Genomic DNA, 20,255 nt, shown 5'->3' with positions numbered 1-20,255 from the left:
CAATGGCTGAGTCGCCAGCGGCGGGTAGAGGGTGGTCGGCTATATGAGTGACGTTTAAACAGGCTCAAACGCTGGATTGATGTGTTGGCGAATCAGCCCGCGAATTTGGTCGACGCTCAAGAAGTCGTCGTTGCTACCAGACTCGTAAGCAAAGCCGACTGGCATTTCTTTGGCGCCCTTGCTGTCAAGGTATTGGGCGCGCTGCTTGTGCGCACCAGAACCCAAGATCGCGTAGTAATCGCCCAAGTCCAAGGTGTTGGGACTGTCACTGCGTGTGATCATTTCTTCGTGCAATTTTTCGCCGGGTCGAATGCCCACAATGTCTTGACGGCAGCTAGGGGCAATGGCTTGTGCCACATCTTCAATGCGATATGACGCAATTTTTGGCACCAAAATTTCGCCGCCTAAACCATGCTCCAAGGCCCAAAACACCATTTCAACCCCCTCGTCGAGCGAGATGTTGAAACGTGTCATTTCAGGATCGGTGATGGGCAAGACGCCGGTCTTGGCTTTCTCTAAAAAGAAGGGAATCACCGAACCACGTGAGCCCATGACGTTGCCATAGCGAACCACCGAGAAACGCAAATCACGCGCCCCCTTGAAGTTGTTGGCGGCGATAAAGAGTTTGTCACTGCACAGCTTGGTCGCACCATACAAATTGATGGGGGCTGCGGCTTTGTCTGTCGACAATGCCACCACACGCTTGACCTGTGTGTCCAAGCAAGCCTCAATGAGGTTTTGTGCCCCCATGATGTTGGTTTGGATAAATTCAAAGGGGTTGTATTCGGCGGCAGGCACTTGCTTCAAGGCCGCTGCATGCACGACGGTGTCAATGCCCTCTAAGGCGCGGCGTAATCGGTTTTGATCACGTACATCACCAATGAAGAATCGCAAGGCCGGGTATTTGGACTCTGGGAACTCTTGCTGCATCTCAAACTGTTTGAGTTCATCGCGGCTGAACACCACCAAGCGCTTGACCTTGGGGCAGTGCTCCAACACCGACCTCACAAAAGACTTGCCAAACGAACCGGTGCCGCCTGTGATGAGAATGGATTGGTCGCAAATATCAATGGATGAGTTCATTAGCCTACGTCGACAAACCGACGCCCTGTGCTGAAAGATGTACTGACTAAGCAGGAGTCGTGCCAAATCAAAAGTTGGTCTGTTACTTGCTTGAATCAAGGAATCCAAGCCAACCGTCAGATGTTTGACACGCACCCATGCCAGCACAAGATCACATTCCTTATGGCCGCCACACGGTCACACAAGCCGATATCGATGCGGTGGTGAATGTCTTGCGATCCGACTTCTTAACGCAAGGACCCGTGGTGCCTGCGTTTGAAGAAGCCGTGGCAAGTTATTGCCATGCGCGCCATGGCGTTGCCGTCAACAGCGCCACCTCTGCGCTGCACATCGCATGTCTGGCCTTGGGGCTCGGCCCCGGGGACTGGTTGTGGACCAGCCCCACAACCTTCGTGGCCTCGGCCAACTGCGGCTTGTATTGCGGTGCCCAGGTGGACTTTGTGGACATCGACCCGCAGACCTTCAACCTGTGCCCCATCGCGTTAGAGAAAAAGTTGCTGCTCGCCAAACAACAAGGCCGCTTGCCCAAGGTGGTGGTGCCTGTGCACATGTGCGGGCAGCCGTGTGACATGGCGACCATCCACGCGCTGTCGGTTCAATATGGTTTCAAGATCATCGAAGATGCATCGCATGCCATTGGTGCCAAGTACCAAGGCGAGCCAGTGGGCAATGGCCGTTACAGCGACATCACGGTGTTCAGCTTTCATCCGGTCAAGATCATCACCACCGCAGAAGGCGGCATGGCGGTGACCAACGACCCAGCTTATGCCAAAGCCATGATGCGCTTACGCAGCCACGGCATCAGCAGTGACCCCTTGGACATGCAAGCGCGCCCGACCGATGAGATTTGGAACTACCAGCAACTCGAACTCGGCTTTAACTACCGAATGACAGAACTGCAAGCCGCGTTGGGCTTGAGCCAACTTCAACAGCTCGACACGTTTGTCCAGAAGCGTCACGCCATTGCAAGCAGGTACAACCAGGCACTGCAACATCTGCCGCTTGTTTGCCCACAGCAACATCAAGACAGTTATTCCAGCTACCACCTGTACCCTGTGCAGGTGCCGATTTCTGAGCAGCACCCCACACAGCAACAGGTGTATCTGACCTTGCGCGAGGCGGGCGTACTGGTGAATTTGCATTACATCCCGGTCTATCTGCAACCGTTTTATGCGGCCATGGGTTTTCAGCGCGGCCATTGCCCGAACGCTGAAATCTATTTCAAACAAGCACTCAGCATCCCAATGTATGCCTCGCTGACCGACGCGCAGCAACTGCACGTTGTCGATGTGCTGACGAAAGCGCTGGCTTCATGAAGATCGCCATCATTCCAGCGCGTGGTGGCAGCCAGCGCATTCCACGCAAAAACATTCGCACGTTTTGCGGCAAGCCCATGATCGCGTGGTCCATCGAAGCGGCGCTGCATAGCGCTTGCTTTGAGCGTGTGATCGTCTCCACCGATGACGCCGACATTGCGGCTGTGGCCCAAAGCTGTGGGGCCGAGGTGCCGTTTATGCGCCCTGCGGATTTGAGCGACCACCACACACCCACCCTTCCCGTGGTGGCCCATGCCATTGACTGGGCACACGCACAGGGCATGACACCACAGGCCGTGTGCTGCATTTACGCCACCGCGCCCATGATCACCGCCTTGGATGTGCAACAGAGCTTGCACACCTTGTTGAGCAACGACTGTGATTACGTGTTTGCAGCCACCAGCTATGCGTTTCCCATCCAGCGCGCCTTTCAGTTGAACGCACAACATCGTGTCGAGATGTTTGACCCAGAACACTTTGGCACACGCTCGCAAGACTTGCCCCACGCCTACCATGATGCGGGTCAGTTTTATTGGGGCACACCTGCGGCCTGGCTGAACCAGACACCCATTTTTTCTTCCCGCGCCATGGCGCACCTGCTGCCCAGATACCGCGTGCAAGACATTGACACGCCCGAAGACTGGGTCAGAGCAGAACGCATGTGCCAAAGCAACACACAAGAACTTCCATTGAACAAAGACGCACACCATGCCACATTCCACATTTCAAACTGAACAAGAAAACTTTTGGGCCGGTGAATTTGGCGATGACTACATCCACCGCAACCAAGGCGATGCCTTGTTGGCCGCCAATTTAGATTTCTTTGTCAAGGCCTTGAAGCAGGCACGCGATGTCGGCAGCTGCATCGAATTTGGTGCCAACATCGGCATGAATTTGAAGGCGCTGCAACTGCTGTTTCCAACGTTGGATGTGCACGGGATTGAAATCAATCCCAACGCCGCCGCATTGCTGGCCAAGACCATTCCTGCGGCCCATGTCTACCCCACATCATTGTTGAATTTCGAACCAACACGCAGTTGGGATTTGACCCTCATCAAAGGCGTGCTGATTCACCTCAACCCCGATGTGCTGCCCGTGGTGTACGACAAATTGGTGCAGTCATGCCAGCGCTATTTGTTGGTGGCCGAGTATTACAACCCGTCGCCGGTGGCCATCCCTTACCGGGGTCATACCGACCGTTTGTTCAAACGTGATTTTGCAGGCGACATCATGGACCGTCATCCACAGATGAAGTTGGTCGATTACGGATTTGCCTATCGACGCGACCCCAATTTTCCGCAAGACGACATCACGTGGTTTTTGATGGAAAAGAAATAAGCCGCTGGCCATGCACATTGTCTTCAGAGCCGATGCATCCTTGACCATAGGCCATGGCCATGTGATGCGCTGCGCCAGTTTGGCTCAGGCACTGCGTGCCCAGGGTGCCGATTGCAGCTTTGTCTGCGCGAGCCATGCCGGACATTTGAATACCTACCTGCGAGACCAAGGTTTTGACGTGCGGGCACTCGATCACACACTCAGCGATGCCAGGCACAACGCAGAAAGCCTGCTGCCCAATTGGCAAGACGATGCACGCGCGACGATCGATGCCATCCAGCACCTCAGTGTCGATTGGCTGGTCGTGGACCATTACGGACTCGATCAAGCCTGGGAAATGGCGCTGTCGCCACACGTATCGCAACTCATGGTGATCGACGATTTGGCCAACCGCGCGCACCACTGCGACCTGTTGTTGGACGCCAACCCTGGACGACTGGCCAATGACTACGCGTCGTTAACGCCCCCAGGGTGTCGCGTTTTGGCGGGTCCTCATTACGCGTTGATCAGACATGAAATTTCTCAATCTCGCACGGACACACCCAGGCCTCGCCACCAACACGCACCGCTCAAAGTGTTGCTGACGCTCGGCGGTGTCGACAAAAACAACGTGACCTGTCAGGTGCTGTCGGCCTTTAATCAATTTGACAGTGATGCACCACTCGAGATCCAAGTCGTCATGGGGCTGCATGCGCCATGGATGGCGCAAGTGACAGAGGTCGCGCAATCGATGCGTTGGCCAACACAGGTGGCCCACAACCCCAGCCACTTTGTTGAGCTCATGTGCACACACGACATCGCCATTGGTGCCGCAGGCACCTCGGCCCTGGAGCGCTGTTGCCTGGGCTTGCCATCCATCAACTTGGTGTTGGCACCTAACCAGCGACTCAGTGCCAAAGCGCTGCACGCCAGCCATGCCGCTGCCTTGGTTGAATTGCAAGACGGCTGGGAAAACGCATTGCACCAACAACTGCGCGCGTTGCAACAAGATGCGCCGCGACAAGCGATGCACATCGCCTGCTCACACATCACAGATGGCGCAGGCACGGCACGCGTCGCCAGGGAGATGCTGCATGCATGAGACCGCCACTTGCGATGCCCCTTGCGACATCAGACCCATGCAAGCCACAGACCTGGACATGGTCTTGGCATGGCGCAATCACCCTGATGTTCGTCAGCACATGCTCACGCAGCACGTGATCACCCTGGACGAACACCGTCAGTGGTTTGAGCGCTCGCGGCACAACTCACAACGCCAGATCATGTTGGTGGAAAACCAAGGCCTGCCCTTTGGGCTGGTGCATTTCACAGGCATTGCACCTCAAGCCAGCGTCGATTGGGGGTTTTATTTGGCACCGGACGCAGCCAAGGGTTCAGGTCGTGCGCTGGGGCAAAGCGCTCTGTCATTTGCGTTTGGACAGATGCAGATACATAAGCTCTGTGGCCAGGTGCTAGAGGGCAATGCGGCCTCGGTTCGGTTCCATGAGCGGCTTGGATTTTCACTGGAGGGGCGCTTGCGTGAGCAGGTCTTCATCCAGTCACACCACCGTGATCTGCTGTGTTTTGGTTTATTGCGCAGCGAATGGTTAAAAAAATCTCTCACCTAGGATCGTCATGTCACAACCTCACCCTCTTCGCATTGACGGACGCTGGATTGGCGCAGACGCTGCTCCGTACGTGATTGCAGAAATGTCTGCCAACCACAATGGCAGCCTCGACAATGCCTACCGCCTCATTGAAGCCGCCAAGACGGCTGGGGCAGATGCGGTGAAGTTACAGACCTACACGCCAGACACCATCACGCTCAATGCCGACAGCGAAGACTTTCGCATCACCGGTGGTTTGTGGGACGGCCGTACCCTGTATGACTTGTACCAAGAAGCCCATATGCCGTGGAGCTGGCACGCCCCCCTGTTTGAACATGCGCGCCACATTGGCATCACCCTCTTCAGCTCACCGTTTGATGCCACAGCCGTGGATTTGCTAGAAAGCCTGGGAGCACCGGCTTACAAAATAGCGTCCTTTGAAGCCATCGATTTGCCACTCATCCGCTACGTGGCACGCACGGGCAAGCCCATGATTATTTCTACCGGCATGGCCGATGACTTAGAAATTCAAGAGGCGGTGGATGCGGCCTATTCAGGGGGATGCAAAGAGTTGGCGCTGCTGCACTGTGTCAGTGGCTACCCGGCCCCCGCGGCAGATTACAACTTGCGCACCCTGCAAGACATGCAAGATCGTTTTGGCGTTGTCACGGGTTTGTCTGACCACACGCTCGACAACACCACCGCCATCACCAGCGTGGCCCTGGGTGCCTGCATCATCGAAAAACACTTCACCCTCAACCGCCAAGGTGGTGGGCCCGATGACAGCTTTTCGCTCGAACCCAAAGAATTGTCAGAGCTGTGTCGTGGCGCACGCACCGCTTGGCAAGCCTTGGGACGTGTGGATTACGGCAGAAAGCCCAGCGAACAAGCCAATGCGCAGTTTCGTCGTTCACTGTATTTCGTCAAGGACTTGCAAGCAGGCGATGTGATCACAGCAGACGCTGTACGCAGTGTGCGACCAGGCTTTGGCTTGGCACCTAAACACTTAGACGATGTTTTGGGCCGCACTGTGAAACAAAGTGTCTCCATCAACTCTCCCGTGCGCTGGCAGCACATGGTGTGAACGCAAAAAAGGGCTGGGTGCGTGAACACCCAGCCCTGAACTGCCATCTAACTTCTTACTTCAACAGCGAGAGCACTGTTTGTGCCGACTGGTTCGCTTGCGCCAACATGGCTGTGGCAGCTTGCGAAATGATCTGGCTCTTGGCCAATGCGGTGGTCTCTTTCGAGTAGTCGGTGTCCATGATGCGGCTCTTCGACTGCTCGGTGTTGGTCACCACACTGCTCAGGTTGTTCACCGTCGCGGTCAGGCGGTTTTGGTAAGCACCCAACTGCGCACGTGACTGGCTGACTTGCTCAATCGCGTTGTCGATGGCTTTCATGGCGTCTGCTGCAGAAGCAGTGGACAACACATTCAAACCAGACATCGATGAACCACCGCTGTTGCCCATGGTGGGTTTGGTGGTGTCATAGTAAGCATCGCCCACGTTGACTTCACGCAAACCGTGCGAGGCAAAACCGCCGTAGGTACCGATGGTGTCATTGCCCAAGTCCACGCTGATGGGGCGGTTGTTCACCGAGTTCAATCGGATCGCAATAGAGCTGTCAGAGTTGGTAATGGCTTGTGCAAACACACCGGTTTGATCGGCAAAGGTGTTGATGAGCTGAATCTTCTTGGCTGTCGTGTCTGTTTGTTCACCCGAACGGTAGATGTCAACACCGTTGATCTTGACCTCACCGGCTGCCCATGTCGCTGTGGAATCCGTGATGGCTGCACCTTCATAGGTGTAAGCGTCCACGAATTGTTCTGTCGACGTACCTGGCGATGTGGTCACCAAGTCACCGCTTCGCATGCCATAAGTTTGCACCAGCCCCAAGGTGTCCAACGCAGCCGTGGTCACGGTCGCTGACACCGTACCTGCATTGCTGAGCACGCCAATGCTGATAGGCGAATCGGTTTTGGATTCGAGTTTCAACATGCCTTGGAAGATATCGCCGCTCTTGAAGCCCACGGCCACGTTAGAGCCCACTGTCGAGCCGCCAATAGCGTCCGTGACGGTCAATTTGGCGCCAGAGTTGTTGAACAACACCAACTTGCCTTCGTCGTTGATGCGCGCTTGCACCGTCGCAGCACCACCTTGTGCGTTGATCTTGTCAACCACTTCTTGCATGTTATTGGTGTTGGAGACCTTGATGGCCAAGGAGGCTGCATCGTCAACCGTCGTCACCGTGATGGTCAACGAGGCCGTCGATCCAATCACACCGTTACCCGCTGTTGCAGCCGTGGCTTCGTTGAAGGCACTGGCCGTCACACCGGCGCGCGAGTTGTTGATGGCGGTCACCACGTCATGGATGTCCAACTTGGTGTTGTTGGCACCACTGGTGTCAGACTTGATCTTGGAGATGACGGTACCGTTGATCACCAAGCTCAGGCTGCCGCCACTGGCGAACGAGGAAGAAATGGTGCTGGCCGTGTTGGTAAAGCCCAAGCGCCCGCCAATGAAGGTGTTGCCACCTGCAGCGCTGGTGCCCAGACCCAGGTCAGACACTTTGGTGCTGGCAATGCCCACTTTGAGCGTTTGGTTGGCCTTGTCGCCAATTTGCAGTTGTTTGTTTTGGAACGAACCATCCAACAAGTTGATGCTGTTGAACTGGGTGGTCTTGGCCGTGCGGTCAATCTCAGACTTGAGCTGCTGAACTTCAGCGTCCAGTGCAGCGCGGTCTTGAGCGCTGTTGGTGCCGTTGGCAGCTTGCACGGCGAGTTCACGCATGCGTTGCAAAGACGAGGTCACTTCGTCCAACGCGCCTTCAGCGGTTTGCATCAACGAGATGCCATCGTTGGCGTTTTTGATCGCCATGTTCAGGCCGCGGATTTGCGAATCCATGCGGGTACTGATGGACAAGCCAGCGGCATCGTCTTTGGCTGAGTTGATGCGCTTGCCAGTCGACAAACGCTCCATGGCGGTGGACAGATCACGACCCACTTTCATGAGCGAGTCTTGGGCTATTGACGCCTTCACATTGGTATTAACAACAGTCATCACATTCTCCTAGAGAGAGTTAAAAGGTAGGTGCTCTGGGCGCCGTACTTGGTGATTCGGACTGTGTTGGGCTTACTTTAGGAAAAAGCGGCAAATATTTGCCACTTTTTTTCAAAAGCGGCAAGCCAATGCCGCTGACAAGACGAAATTAAAGTTTTCCGTCGAAGAGCAAGCCCTTCATCTTCTCAATAGAGTGGGCGACACGCACCACCACTTCGTCGGGAATTTGGCGAATGACTTGGCCGGTTTCTAAGTTAGAGACCGTCACGATGGTTCCACTGACCGCAGGATCAATTCGAAAACCAAGCGCTCGGCCTGCGTTGTCCGATGTGCGTTTGAGTTCTTGCACCGCCTGCTCCAATTGCCTGCGACTGTCATCGAGTTGACTCGATGATTTCTCGACCACCTGACGAAAGTCTTTGAAACGGTTGGCAATATCAGAGGGCTGCGCCACGGGCTCCGTAGCCACGGCGGGAGCAGGCGAGATTGAACCTGCATGGTTTTGTGCAAAAGCAGCAGTAACGACACCACCCGTGTTGTTAATTGAACTCATAAATTCTCCTTAAGCACCTGTCATAGTGCCAACTTAAAACTAGGCAATCTATGCATCGGCGTTCAATCCAAGAACTTGAGCGAAAAAATTAAATATTTCGGATGGACTTGTCGACAGCAGATTTCATACTACTTTTCTCGTCACCCACCACCAATTGCATGCTCGGTTGAAATGGGTAGCCCTGAGTGCCAAAAGAGGTCCAGTTGTAAGAGTCTGCACACAGCAAGGTTTTGGTTCCCACCGCGCCGCTGATTTGAGCCACCGCAGTTCCCACAGAACACACCACATCCAAATTGGCAATGATGGCGGCCACGGCTTCTAAGTCTCTTTGCAAATCGGTGTCTGGCCAACGAATAACTTTGCAACCCAGTTCAGCTTCGACTTGTTGCAACTCTTCTTCGCACGGACCGTATTGCAAGTTGACCACACACACGTCATCTCGCCTCAACAGGTCAGCCCAATCAGACAGCATGGTGTAAGAGGTGCTTCGGGTAGGTGACACCACGGCACTGCGCCAGCACAGACCCACACGCAGTTTGCTGCCACATGCTTCTTGCAAGCGCTGCGCGTAGTCTGCTTGCTTGACAGGCTCAGGCAACCAATAAGGTTTTGAACGCTCAAAATCTTCAATTTTTCGGCGATACAAAGCCGCCAAACTACCCAGTGGAATTTGTACGTTGAAGTCTTTGTTTGGGCTGTCAAACGGAAAAATAGCGCGGTAAATTTCTGCCCGTACTTCAAACTCAGGGAACGAGCGTTGAAACACCGACACCAAACGAGGCTCACACTCAACAATCACCTTGCCGTCCAAGGCGCGTAATTCATCCAGCATGGAAGCAAACATGATTTCGTCTCCCAAACCTTGCTCGCGCCAAACCAGCAGCGTTTTGCCGTGTAAGGGCTCCCCCGTCCAGCGAGGTTCTTTGAACGTGCGTTGCGGGCGGCGACCTCGGTTGGAGTCAATCAGAGGACTAAAACCATATTCAAGTCTCTCCCAGCCTTTTTCTAAATTTCCAAGTCGAAGATACGGAAAAGCGGTGTTGTGCAAAGCACCTACCAAAGCTCGCTCGCTCAAAACACCTTTGGCCTCACGCACCACGTACTCGATTTCACTGACGATTTTTTCATCATCCCCCGAAATCGCATTGGCCAAATTCAATCGGGCGGTGTAGTGCTTGGGGTTCAGGTCAACCGCGGTTTGAAAAGCAATCACGGCATCGGACTGGCGGGCACAGGCGTGCAAACTCGCACCCAAGTTGTTGTACGCGTCTGCATTGGTGGGCACCAACTGAATGGCCTTCATCGCCACCTCAAGCGCTTTTTGGTTCAAGCCTAAAGCAGCGTAGGCCGAATGCAAGTTGAAAAAAAGCGCGGGTACATCGGGAGTACGACTGATTTGGTCTTCGAGCAGGTGAACTGCCAACTCGTCTTGACTGGTGTTCATCAATGCCACAGAGGCAATCATGGCACCGTTGACATTGAGAGGCTCCGCCTCGGTGAGTTTTCGCGCAGCGTCATAGGCTTGAGCAAAGTGCTTGGTTTCTAGGGCGCACAGTGCCAAGGTTTCAACCGCCCCCATCTCGTCTTTGTTGATGCGCAATATCGCTTCACACAAACGTTTACATTCGGCAAAGTTGGCAGATTTTCTGGCTTTTTCTGCCTTGAGAAACAGATGGTGAAGTTGAGGCTTGGACATAAAAAAAGGGCTGAGTCAGCAGACACAGCCCTCATGCTAACAGCTTGATTTAGCTTATTTCAAGAGCGACATCACGTTCTGTGCCGACTGGTTCGCTTGCGCCAACATGGCTGTGGCAGCTTGCGAAATGATCTGGCTCTTGGCCAATGCGGTGGTCTCTTTCGAGTAGTCGGTGTCCATGATGCGGCTCTGCGACTGCTCGGTGTTGGTCACCACGTTGCTCAAGTTGTTCACTGTGGCATTCAGGCGGTTTTGGTAAGCACCCAACTGCGCACGTGATTGGCTGACTTGCTCAATCGCGTTGTCGATGGCCTTCATGGCATCAGCAGCCGAAGCAGCCGACAACACGTTCATCCCCGTCATCGACGAACCACCGCTGTTACCCAAGGTGGGTTTGGTGGTGTCATAGTAAGCGTCGCCCACGTTGACTTCACGCAAACCGTGCGACGAGTAACCGCCATAAGTACCGATGGTGTCATTGCCCAAGTCCACGCTGATGGGGCGGTTGTTCACCGAGTTCAATCGGATCGCAACTGAACCACTTGAGTTGGTAATGGCTTGTGCAAACACACCGGTTTGATCGGCAAAGGTGTTGATGAGCTGAATCTTCTTGGCCGTGGTGTCAGTTTGTTCACCCGAACGATAGATGTCGACACCGTTGATCTTGACCTCACCTGCTGCCCATGTCGCCGTGGAATCCGTGATGGCTGCACCTTCATAGGTGTAAGCGTCCACGAATTGTTCTGTCGACGTGCCTGGCGATGTGGTCACCAAGTCACCACTTCGCATGCCATAAGTTTGCACCAGCCCCAAGGTGTCCAACGCAGCATTCGCATCGGTTGCATTAGGTGTCCCTGAACTGCTCAGAACACCAACGCGAATTGGTGCATCCGTTTGCGACTCGAGCTTCAACATGCCCTGGAAGACATCGCCGCTCTTGAAGCCCACGGCCACGTTAGAGCCTACTGTTGTGCCGCCAATGGTGTCCGTGACGGTCAATTTGGCGCCAGAGTTGTTGAACAACACCAACTTGCCTTCGTCGTTGATGCGCGCTTGCACCGTCGCAGCACCACCTTGTGCGTTGATCTTGTCAACCACTTCTTGCATGTTGTTGGTGTTGGAGACCTTGATGGCCAAGGAGGCGGCATCGTCAACCGTCGTCACCGTGATGGTCAACGAGGCCGTCGATCCAATCACACCGTTACCCGCTGTTGCAGCCGTGGCTTCGTTGAAGGCACTGGCCGTCACACCGGCGCGCGAGTTGTTGATGGCGGTCACCACGTCATGGATGTCCAACTTGGTGTTGTTGGCACCACTGGTGTCAGACTTGATCTTGGAGATGATGGTGCCGTTGATCACCAAGCTCAGGCTGCCGCCACTGGCGAACGAGGAAGAAATGGTGCTGGCCGTGTTGGTAAAGCCCAAGCGCCCGCCAATGAAGGTGTTGCCACCTGCAGCGCTGGTGCCCAGACCCAGGTCAGACACTTTGGTGCTGGCAATGCCCACTTTGAGCGTTTGGTTGGCCTTGTCGCCAATTTGCAGTTGTTTGTTTTGGAACGAACCATCCAACAAGTTGATGCTGTTGAACTGGGTGGTCTTGGCCGTGCGGTCAATCTCAGACTTGAGCTGCTGAACTTCAGCGTCCAGTGCAGCGCGGTCTTGCGCGTTGTTGGTGCCGTTGGCGGCTTGCACGGCGAGTTCACGCATGCGTTGCAGAGACGAGGTCACTTCGTCCAACGCGCCTTCAGCGGTTTGCATCAACGAGATGCCATCGTTGGCGTTTTTGATCGCCATGTTCAGGCCGCGGATTTGCGAGGTCATGCGGTTGCTGATGGACAAGCCAGCGGCATCGTCTTTGGCTGAGTTGATGCGCTTGCCAGTCGACAAACGCTCCATGGCGGTGGACAGATCACGACCCACTTTCATGATCGAGTCTTGGGCGATGCTGGATTTGGTGTTGGTATTAACGACGAGAGACATGGCAATTCCCCTTTTCAGAGTTGAAGATTAAGAAGTAGGAGTCTTGTGCTCCGTACCTTATAGATCGACGCCTGGAAATGGAACTTAAGAAAATTTATAAAAAAAAATGAAATGTGTTAAGAGAATAAAAAAAGCGGCAACAGGTTGCCGCTTTTTGTGAATAGACACCGTTATTTCTTATAGGCGTTCATCATGCCGTCGAAGGTGGATGTCAAACTGGTCTTCAAGCTGTTGCTCTTACCCACGATCGAGTCCATGGCTGCAAACTGCTTGGTGTAACGCGCCAGCAATGCGTCCATGCGTGTTTGCAGTTTGGTCAGGTCGTCTTGGTATTTGTTGACCTTGGTCGAATCATTTTGGCTCCCCTGCAGCAAAGGGCCTTGGGCGGACACCAAGGTTTTGACCCAACCGGTGAGAGAGACTGCCACACCATCTGTGGTGGCACCTTTTTCGTTCTGCAAGCTTTTACCTGAGAACATCGAGACGACTTTGTCGTAATTGGCAGTGCTGACTTTTTGAAACACCGTGGCATCTACGGTCAAGGTGCCGTCTTGCTGTAAGGTCACGCCCAAATCACGCAAGCCACGCACGCTGTTGTTGGTGCTGGAGCCAGCAGTGCCAAACACCAGTTGTCGCAGTTTGGCTTGGACTGTTTTACCGATGGAAACTTTGGCCAAAGAACCACCAAAGTCTGGGTCGGTCGATTTAGGGTCGGTCGCAATCTTGATGAAGTTTTGAAAATCATTGAAGGTGGACACCACCTTGTCGATCTTCGTTTTTAAATCGGTGGTGTCTCGGCTCAGCTGAATGGATGCCGAAGAGCCCACCGTTTCAGAGAGCAGGTCAAACGTCACGCCTGGCACCACATCAGGGATGGTGTTCGAAGAGCGTGAATAGCTGATGCCATCCACCACAATGTTGGCATTCAGCGCCGCCTGCAAGGTGCTGTCGGACTGACCCGGCGTTGGGTTGGTGTTGAAACCAACGCCCGCAATGGACGAACTCAATGTGAAAGCATTGCTGGCACCAGGTTGACCTGTGACCATGATTTTGTAGCGGTCTGTCGCGCCCTGCACGCCTGAGTCGATGATTTGAGCCGTGACACCCGCATTGGCTGAGTTGATTGCGTCTTTCACGCCCACCAAGGTGCTGTTGGCAGGGACTGTGATGGGTACGGCCGTGGCCGTTCCTGTGGTCAAACTCAATGTGAAATCTGTGCCGGACACCACGGTGCTCGCGCTGTCGGCAAAGCCCGCATTGGTGAGTGAACGCTGTGGTTTGGCCACGTTGGTCACGCTGATGTCGTGCATGCCAGGCTGGGCGCTAGGATTGGTGATCACGTCAAAAGCCGCAGGCTGAGAATTCTTAGTGACAAGGCCTGCGAACTGCGTCGGGTCAGCCAACACATCGAACGCTTTTTTGACCTCGGACACCACGAACATCAATCCGCTGTAACCCGTGATTTCTTTTTTGGTGACATCAATCTTGTCATTGATGATTTTGGCTTGTGGTGTCTTTTCAGCATCGACCAAGCTCTGTGCCAAGGCCTGGGTGTTCATGCCAGAACCTGCACCTAAAGCGGCAATCAGGCCTGCAGAGGCTGATGAACTGGTAGAGGTGGCGGTCGTTGTGGTCATGGTCTGTCAATCGGTTGAATGCACGTTTTCTTGAATCGATCAGTTCATGTACTTGAACAAACTCAGTTGCGAAATCTTGGCAAAGCTGCTTTGCGCCGCCTCCAGCGCCAACTGGTCTTTGTTCATTTTGGTGATGGCTGAGGTGTAGTCCAAGTCTTCGGTATCGGACTTGGTGGTTTTCAAGCGCAGCGTCACCTCATCAAGCACGCTGTTTTGCATGTCCACCACGTTCATGTCCGTGCCCACCTGAGCCAGCGCATCGCTGGTGCCTTGTTGCAAACTGTCCATCTCGGCAATGCCACTTTGCATCTTGGCGTGGTCGGAATTTTTGATGGCGTTGGACAGATCGTCCAAGGCTTGGAAGAAACTCACTGCCGTTTTTTGACCTTTGCTGTCTGTGCGCACCACTTTGACAAACGCATCAGAGCCCGGCATGTTCATGTTCATGCGGCGGTTGTCACCCACCGCCACTTTCATGCGTGCCTGATCGCCTTGGTACACCACTTGTCCGCTGGCGTCTTGCCCAAATGCAGGCTGCCCCACACGACTGCCCGAAAACAAATAATTTCCATTGGTGTCTTGCGAATTGGCCAAACTCAAAATTTGTTCTTTCAACGACGTGACTTCGAGCGCGAGTGACTGACGATCCGCCGGAGCCAAGGTATCGCTGGAGGCTTGGATCGACAGTTCTTTGATGCGCAACAGCACATCGCTGGTGTTTTTGAGGGCTGTCTCTTCCGACTGCAGGCGTGTGTTGACCGACTTCAAGGTGTTTTGGTAGCTGGCTTGACGTGCCAACTCTGACTCCAGCCGTGTGACCAAGGAAGCTTTGTCTGGCGAATCACTCGGTTTGACAATTTGTTTACCGGTCGACAACTGCTCTTGTGTTTTGGCCAGTTCGCCCTGCACATTGCCCAGTTGCTGGGTGGCACGGTCAAAGTAAAGCGTGGTGGATATTTTCATGGGCTCTCTCTATCACCGAATTTGTACGATCGAGTCAAACAACTGGCCTGACACCTGTAGCGCTTTGGCCGACGCCTGGTAAGCCTGCTGGTAACGAATCAGCGCAGCAGCCTCTTCGTCCAAGTTCACGCCTGAGACTTTGTCGCGTGCGGCCACCGCTTGGTCGTTCACCACTGTCAAGGCTTGTTGGGTGATGTTGGCTTGTTGCGCCAAGTTACCCACGTTGTTGATTTGGTCGATGTAACTGTTGGCAATGGTTTTGTCACCAATGACCGGCTTTTTCGCCAAGTCCACCATGGCCAACATGTTGACGTTGTTGCCCAAGCCATCTTGGTTGCCATCGATTTGGAAACTGTCGCCAACGCTGGGGTTGTGCGAGAGCTTGAGTTGCAATCCTTCGAAGTCAATCAGAGGCTCCAGCACCGTCGGGTCGTAATGTCGATCAGCGAGTTGCGTACCCGTTTTGGCATCGGTGATGGTGTAGCGGTCCGCCGCTGTGAAGTTGACCACCAGCGACTGGCTGCGCAAGTTATCACGCATGTCAGAGGGCGTGCCACTGAAACTGGCCGCCACACTCGCTTTGCCTTGTCCAGTGACAAACACCAACAGATCGTCTTGTGAACCACCCTCGATGTAGGCACCTGTGCGCAAGCCCGCTTTCGCCAAGTCGGCAGGCGAGCCCATGAGGGCCGGGTCGCCATAGCTGCCAAAGGACAAACGGATGTCGACCTTGGCAGGGTCATTGACAGACAACTGTTTGAGGCGATCTTCGACCGAGTAATCCAGCGGCTCTAGGCCCAAACCGTTTTGCTCGTACGTACCGTCACTGTTTTTACCTGGACCGATGGAAATATTGGCCGTGCCAGAGGCATCGGTGGTGGTGAGCACCAAGTCGCCATAAAAACCAATCGATGCTTTGACACCAGGGCTTGGGTCTTGGCTTGGATCGTTGATACGGTCTGCCAAGGCCTGCAAGCGATCGGTCAAAGGCAACGCGGTAAGTCCTGCGGTGTTGATGCTCACGCCATTGATTTGTATTTTTCGATTCAAGTCAATGTTGGTACTTGGAATGTGCAAATCACGTGCAACCTGCACCAAACGCACCTGGCCGTTGTAGGTCATCGCCGACAAGCCCAGCAAGTTGTTGCTGCCTTCGCCCGCGACGGCATCGGTGTTCAACACAATCGGCGCGCCGGTGGTGAGTGAGGAAATCACCAGTTCGCCATCTTTGACGCTGGCTTTCACACCGATGCCGGGTTGCAAAGCATTCACGGCATCGACCAAGCCCTTCACGTCTTTGAAGGCCCCTGTCACCAATTGGCCATTGATTTTGAGGTGTTTGGAAAAGTCCAGTTGCTGCGTGGGCACACGAATTTCGCTGAATACCTCGGCATGAACGCCGGTCTGTGAGGTCAAACTGCTGACGACCGAGACCGTGCCACCCGATGTAGAACCGCCATTGGGCGTCACGGACACATTGCTGATCGCGCGCCCCATGGCGTCGGTGATTTGAATGTCTTGGTCGTTGTTGATCAAGCTCACGCTGATGTTGTTGCTGCCATCTAAGGCGCGCAAACGCGCTTGCAAGGTGCTGGCCAAGGTCACCAAATCGTTGGGGACAGGATTCAAAGCCTGGGCGTCGAGCTTGACGCCACCCACAGAGGCTTGAAACCCATTGAAGTCAGGAATCGACACGGTGACTTTGGATGCACCATTGACCCAGGCGGCCACGTCGTTGGGCGACAAAGCGGTGGCTGGCTGTGTGGTGAGGTCTGGCAGACTCACCCCGTTGAGCACAATGGCGCCGGCCTGAATTTGTGTGCCCGCAGCGTTGTCGGGGATGCGCCCCGTCTCAAGCACGGCAGCTTGCGCTTGGGGTGGTGCGGCCGCCCCGTTTTTATCGAACACCTGGGCGTACCGAACCTTGGCCATGGCACCGTAAAAGACGTCCATCTGGCGATAACTTTTATCGCCGGTTTGGTTGAGATAGGCGTCACTGTAGGTCGAGTTAGGCACAAACCCGTTGTCGGGCGTGAGCATCTGAAACTTTTCCGTCTCACTCAAAGTTTGTCCCAGCAGCTGACGACCATCGCGGGTCAAGACTTGCAGTTGCTGGCCTGGCTTGGCGTCGTCCAAATAAAAGGTGGCTTTGACGCCGGCAGACAAAGTGGTCACCGGACTGAAAACATGCGCCCCTTCCACCTTGATGGTGACGCCTGCTGTCGGGTTGGGGTTGTTCACCAAGCTGGTGTTGCTGATACCGTTGCCCATCGGCCTGGAGCCAACTGAATACTGCACACTGGCGCGTGTGTTGCTGGTGTTGGCGTTGGCTTCACTGACGCGAAATTGCGCCGCCGTGGCCACACGCATGGCGTCATTGAGAGCCACATGAATACCCGCCGCTTCATTCGTGGCGCTGGGGTCTAAGGCGAACAGGTTTTGCCCTGTTTGGCCATAGCCGTCGATGCCGTTGGTCTGAATGTTGTTGGCCTCGGTCACCACCGTTTTGGCCAAGAAATTGAGGTTTTTCTGCGCAGGCTCTAAGACCTGACTGATGAAAGTTTGTAAGCCCCCCAACTGACCACCGCTTGCAGCAGCCAGCGACTCGGTTTTTCCGTAGGGGTCCAGCAAGAGTTCTGTTTTGCCTTTGACCGATGTGTCAATGCCAATCGGACGCGACTTTTGACCGTCCACCACCACACTTTGCGTGGCGGTATTGCCCAAACTCACATTCACTGTGCCGTTGGTGGCAAAACTGGTTTTGATTCGGACCAAGTCTGAGAGTTGACGCAACAACAAATCACGCCGGTCCAAAATTTCAGCGGACTGTCCCTCCAAGGAGGCCGACTTGGCCATGTTTTGGTTCACCAGGGCCAGTTGCGCCGTGAGGGTGTTGACTTGATTGGTCGTGCTTTCCAGCGCTTGACGGGTCTCGGTGCCCACCAAATCAAGCTGGCCAGACAGTTCTGCAAAACGAGAGCCCAAGCCCTCTGAGCTGCGCAAGAAGGTGCTGCGTTGAACAGAAGATGCAGGATCGGCCGACAGGCTGTTGGCGGCGGCAAAGAAGTCGTCCAAGGCTGAACTCAGGCCCACGCTCTTATCGCCCATGATGTCCATCACCCGCTTGGTGTATTCGACCATGGGCTTTTGACTCGACAAATCGCTGGTGCTGTTGCGCAGGTTCGATTCGGCAAAAGCATCGAACTGGCGCTTGACGGCCTCCAGTGCCACGCCAGTGCCAAAAAACATATTGGCCGCTTTGGAAGGCGCCGTGTCTTTGAGCACCACGTCTTGGCGCGAATAACCTTCGGTGTTGACGTTGGCAATGTTGTTGCTCACCGTGCTCAGTGCACGCTGGTAAGCGCCGATGGCATTGCTGCTGATGCCCAACATGTCGCTCATGAACCGCTCCTGTTCATGAGTTTGAGTTCATCCAGCGTTTTGATGCGCGGCTTTTGCAGCGTCATGCTGGGGTCTGCCGGTTTGCCCATGGGCATGGCATGTTCTGCGGGATGCAGGGCCATGCCGGTGCGGGCTTTGAGCATGTCGGCGGTGCTGGGCTGGGTTTGTTGCTTGACGGCTTTGGCCATGAAGTCGGCCACCCCCATGGCGCCCCGTTTGGCCATTTGCACCGAGACTTCTTTGTCAAACATGTTTTCAAAGCTCTCGCGGGCATTGGACTCGTTGTCTTCGTCCTTCATTGGCGTGGAAGCTTCGCGCATGGACTTCATCATCATCTGGATGAACAAGCCCTCGAACTGTTGCGCCGACTCTTTCAGCGCCTTGTCACTGTTTTGCTGCGCCTGGCCACGCAACTCGCCCAGGCCCGAAAAGTCCAAATAGGACCGGGCGGTGGAGGTGTCGACGGGGCTGCTCATGGCGTGCTCTGAGACGGGTTAGATGATGATCAGCTCGGCACGCAAGCTGCCAGAACTTTTCAAGGCTTCAAGAATGGCAATCAAGGCCGACGGTGTGGCACCCACTTGGTTGACCGCATCCACAATTTGACGCAGCTCCACACCGGGCTGGAACAAGAACATGGGGTTGTTGGGTTCGGCCACTTTGACATCGGCGTTTTGCACCGCAGCGGTTTGACCACCGGCCAGCATATTGGGCTGTGAAATTTCGTTGGTGGCAGTGATGGCCACCGAGATGGTGCCGTGCGACACAGCCGCGGCAGTGACGCGCACCGAGCGGTTGATCACCACCGTACCGGTGCGTGAGTTGATGACCACGCGTGCCGGTGGTTCACCTGGGGTGACTTCCAGCGACTCCACCATGCTCATGAAGGCCACACGTTGGTTCAAGTTTTGGGGGGCTCGTACCGATACCGATACACCATCCAAAGCTTGTGCAATGTCGCCGCCAAATTTTTTATTGATCGCGTTGACGATGGCCGTCGTGGTGGAGAAGTCGTTTTCACGGATGTTGAAGATGATGTTCTCTGAACTCTCAAACGGCGTGTCTACCACGCGCTCCACAATGGCACCACCCGGGATACGCGCCGAGGTGGGCACGCCAATTTGGACTTTCGATCCTGCTGCGCCTGCATCAATGCCAGTGGCCGTGAGCGCGCCCTGAGCCAAGGCATAAATTTCGCCGTCCACACCGCGCATGGCCGTCATGACCAAGCTGCCGCCGCGCAAGTTGGTGGCTTTGCCGATGGCCGAGACGTTGATGTCGATGCGTTGACCGGGCTTGGCAAAGCCTGGCAAGTCAGCGGTGACCAACACTGCGGCGGTGTTTTTGATGTCCACACGTGCCGCCGTGGTGGCTTGTTCAAAGTCGGTCAACGGGCCGTCGATACGCACGCCCATTTGCGCCAACATGGCTTTCATGCTTTGGGTGGTGAAAGGTACTGAGGCGTCGTCACCTGTGCCTTGCAAGCCCACCACCAAACCATAACCAATCAATTGGTTGGGGCGTTGGGCAGCCAGAGAGGCCAAGTCTTTGACGCGATCAGCGCACGCGGAACCCGCTGCCACCAAGCACAAGCCAGCCAGGCAGGTTTTAACCATGTGAGAAAAGCGCGTCATAAGTA

General features: G+C 54.8%; 16 protein-coding genes. 6 read left to right on the top strand and 10 right to left on the bottom strand.

Annotated features, from left to right (window positions below; genetic code table 11):
- Positions 1-54: 54 nt before the first annotated feature.
- Complete coding sequence (gene pseB / locus B9Z39_RS04680; RefSeq protein WP_100145469.1) at positions 55-1,083, bottom strand: UDP-N-acetylglucosamine 4,6-dehydratase (inverting); 1,029 nt, start codon at positions 1,081-1,083, stop codon at positions 55-57.
- 137 nt (positions 1,084-1,220) lie between these two features.
- Here pseB and pseC point away from each other — a divergent pair, with 137 nt between their 5' ends.
- From pseC to pseI, 6 genes are read left to right on the top strand one after another with little or no spacing between them, the layout of a single operon-like run.
- Entirely contained in the window at positions 1,221-2,399 is a 1,179-nt protein-coding gene (pseC, locus tag B9Z39_RS04675; protein WP_108300874.1) for a UDP-4-amino-4,6-dideoxy-N-acetyl-beta-L-altrosamine transaminase, read from the top strand.
- On the top strand, positions 2,396-3,133 hold the full coding sequence (gene pseF / locus B9Z39_RS04670; protein WP_108300873.1) for a pseudaminic acid cytidylyltransferase: 738 nt from the start codon (positions 2,396-2,398) through the stop codon (positions 3,131-3,133). Before pseC ends, pseF begins: the two co-directional genes overlap by 4 nt.
- Positions 3,108-3,737: a pseudaminic acid biosynthesis-associated methylase gene (locus B9Z39_RS04665; RefSeq protein WP_108300872.1), complete on the top strand. Its 630-nt coding sequence runs from the start codon at positions 3,108-3,110 to the stop codon at positions 3,735-3,737. The genes pseF and B9Z39_RS04665 overlap by 26 nt, the downstream gene beginning before the upstream one ends.
- Before the next feature lie 10 nt (positions 3,738-3,747).
- Positions 3,748-4,818 (top strand): UDP-2,4-diacetamido-2,4,6-trideoxy-beta-L-altropyranose hydrolase, encoded by a 1,071-nt coding sequence (pseG, locus tag B9Z39_RS04660; RefSeq protein WP_108300871.1) that lies wholly within the window; start codon positions 3,748-3,750, stop codon positions 4,816-4,818.
- A gap of 37 nt (positions 4,819-4,855) precedes the next feature.
- Positions 4,856-5,344 (top strand): UDP-4-amino-4,6-dideoxy-N-acetyl-beta-L-altrosamine N-acetyltransferase, encoded by a 489-nt coding sequence (pseH, locus tag B9Z39_RS04655; RefSeq protein ID WP_108300870.1) that lies wholly within the window; start codon positions 4,856-4,858, stop codon positions 5,342-5,344.
- A 7-nt stretch (positions 5,345-5,351) separates the two neighbouring features.
- The gene (gene pseI, locus B9Z39_RS04650; protein ID WP_100145457.1) at positions 5,352-6,407 is read left to right on the top strand and encodes a pseudaminic acid synthase; all 1,056 of its coding nucleotides are present in this window, start codon (positions 5,352-5,354) and stop codon (positions 6,405-6,407) included.
- A 55-nt stretch (positions 6,408-6,462) separates the two neighbouring features.
- Here pseI and B9Z39_RS04645 read toward each other — a convergent pair whose 3' ends face one another.
- The 9 genes from B9Z39_RS04645 to B9Z39_RS04605 form a co-directional block, all read right to left on the bottom strand.
- Entirely contained in the window at positions 6,463-8,385 is a 1,923-nt protein-coding gene (locus B9Z39_RS04645) for a flagellin (protein ID WP_108300869.1), read from the bottom strand.
- A gap of 148 nt (positions 8,386-8,533) precedes the next feature.
- Positions 8,534-8,938 carry a flagellar protein FlaG gene (locus tag B9Z39_RS04640; RefSeq protein WP_100145453.1) on the bottom strand — a complete coding sequence of 135 codons (405 nt, stop codon included), beginning with the start codon at positions 8,936-8,938 and terminating at the stop codon, positions 8,534-8,536.
- Positions 8,939-9,026: 88 nt separating this feature from the next.
- Positions 9,027-10,634, bottom strand: a complete 1,608-nt coding sequence (locus tag B9Z39_RS04635) for a tetratricopeptide repeat protein (protein WP_100145451.1) — start codon at positions 10,632-10,634, stop codon at positions 9,027-9,029.
- A gap of 54 nt (positions 10,635-10,688) precedes the next feature.
- Complete coding sequence (locus B9Z39_RS04630) at positions 10,689-12,614, bottom strand: flagellin (protein WP_100145449.1); 1,926 nt, start codon at positions 12,612-12,614, stop codon at positions 10,689-10,691.
- A 170-nt stretch (positions 12,615-12,784) separates the two neighbouring features.
- Entirely contained in the window at positions 12,785-14,251 is a 1,467-nt protein-coding gene (gene fliD / locus B9Z39_RS04625) for a flagellar filament capping protein FliD (protein ID WP_100145447.1), read from the bottom strand.
- Positions 14,252-14,290: 39 nt separating this feature from the next.
- Complete coding sequence (gene flgL, locus B9Z39_RS04620; protein ID WP_100145445.1) at positions 14,291-15,214, bottom strand: flagellar hook-associated protein FlgL; 924 nt, start codon at positions 15,212-15,214, stop codon at positions 14,291-14,293.
- Between the two features lie 12 nt (positions 15,215-15,226).
- Entirely contained in the window at positions 15,227-18,616 is a 3,390-nt protein-coding gene (gene flgK / locus B9Z39_RS04615; RefSeq protein ID WP_108300868.1) for a flagellar hook-associated protein FlgK, read from the bottom strand.
- Positions 18,613-19,092, bottom strand: a complete 480-nt coding sequence (locus tag B9Z39_RS04610; RefSeq protein ID WP_108300867.1) for a rod-binding protein — start codon at positions 19,090-19,092, stop codon at positions 18,613-18,615. Before B9Z39_RS04610 ends, flgK begins: the two co-directional genes overlap by 4 nt.
- An 18-nt stretch (positions 19,093-19,110) precedes the next feature.
- Positions 19,111-20,250, bottom strand: a complete 1,140-nt coding sequence (locus B9Z39_RS04605; RefSeq protein WP_108300866.1) for a flagellar basal body P-ring protein FlgI — start codon at positions 20,248-20,250, stop codon at positions 19,111-19,113.
- Positions 20,251-20,255 lie beyond the last annotated feature (5 nt).

Origin of the sequence: Limnohabitans sp. JirII-29, from assembly GCF_003063395.1 — a bacterium.
Classification (GTDB): Bacteria; Pseudomonadota; Gammaproteobacteria; order Burkholderiales; family Burkholderiaceae_C; genus Limnohabitans.
The sequence above is the reverse complement of the archived record's forward strand: the minus strand, read 5'-3'. Positions and strand labels throughout refer to the sequence as shown.

Bases quoted from the DNA above. Each gene is read 5' to 3' on its own strand.
- pseB (WP_100145469.1), bottom strand. From the start codon at position 1,083: ATGAACTCATCCATTGATATTTGCGACCAATCCATTCTCATCACAGGC.
- pseC (WP_108300874.1), top strand. From the start codon at position 1,221: ATGCCAGCACAAGATCACATTCCTTATGGCCGCCACACGGTCACACAA.
- pseF (WP_108300873.1), top strand. From the start codon at position 2,396: ATGAAGATCGCCATCATTCCAGCGCGTGGTGGCAGCCAGCGCATTCCA.
- B9Z39_RS04665 (WP_108300872.1), top strand. From the start codon at position 3,108: ATGCCACATTCCACATTTCAAACTGAACAAGAAAACTTTTGGGCCGGT.
- pseG (WP_108300871.1), top strand. From the start codon at position 3,748: ATGCACATTGTCTTCAGAGCCGATGCATCCTTGACCATAGGCCATGGC.
- pseH (WP_108300870.1), top strand. From the start codon at position 4,856: ATGCAAGCCACAGACCTGGACATGGTCTTGGCATGGCGCAATCACCCT.
- pseI (WP_100145457.1), top strand. From the start codon at position 5,352: ATGTCACAACCTCACCCTCTTCGCATTGACGGACGCTGGATTGGCGCA.
- B9Z39_RS04645 (WP_108300869.1), bottom strand. From the start codon at position 8,385: ATGACTGTTGTTAATACCAATGTGAAGGCGTCAATAGCCCAAGACTCG.
- B9Z39_RS04640 (WP_100145453.1), bottom strand. From the start codon at position 8,938: ATGAGTTCAATTAACAACACGGGTGGTGTCGTTACTGCTGCTTTTGCA.
- B9Z39_RS04635 (WP_100145451.1), bottom strand. From the start codon at position 10,634: ATGTCCAAGCCTCAACTTCACCATCTGTTTCTCAAGGCAGAAAAAGCC.
- B9Z39_RS04630 (WP_100145449.1), bottom strand. From the start codon at position 12,614: ATGTCTCTCGTCGTTAATACCAACACCAAATCCAGCATCGCCCAAGAC.
- fliD (WP_100145447.1), bottom strand. From the start codon at position 14,251: ATGACCACAACGACCGCCACCTCTACCAGTTCATCAGCCTCTGCAGGC.
- flgL (WP_100145445.1), bottom strand. From the start codon at position 15,214: ATGAAAATATCCACCACGCTTTACTTTGACCGTGCCACCCAGCAACTG.
- flgK (WP_108300868.1), bottom strand. From the start codon at position 18,616: ATGAGCGACATGTTGGGCATCAGCAGCAATGCCATCGGCGCTTACCAG.
- B9Z39_RS04610 (WP_108300867.1), bottom strand. From the start codon at position 19,092: ATGAGCAGCCCCGTCGACACCTCCACCGCCCGGTCCTATTTGGACTTT.
- B9Z39_RS04605 (WP_108300866.1), bottom strand. From the start codon at position 20,250: ATGACGCGCTTTTCTCACATGGTTAAAACCTGCCTGGCTGGCTTGTGC.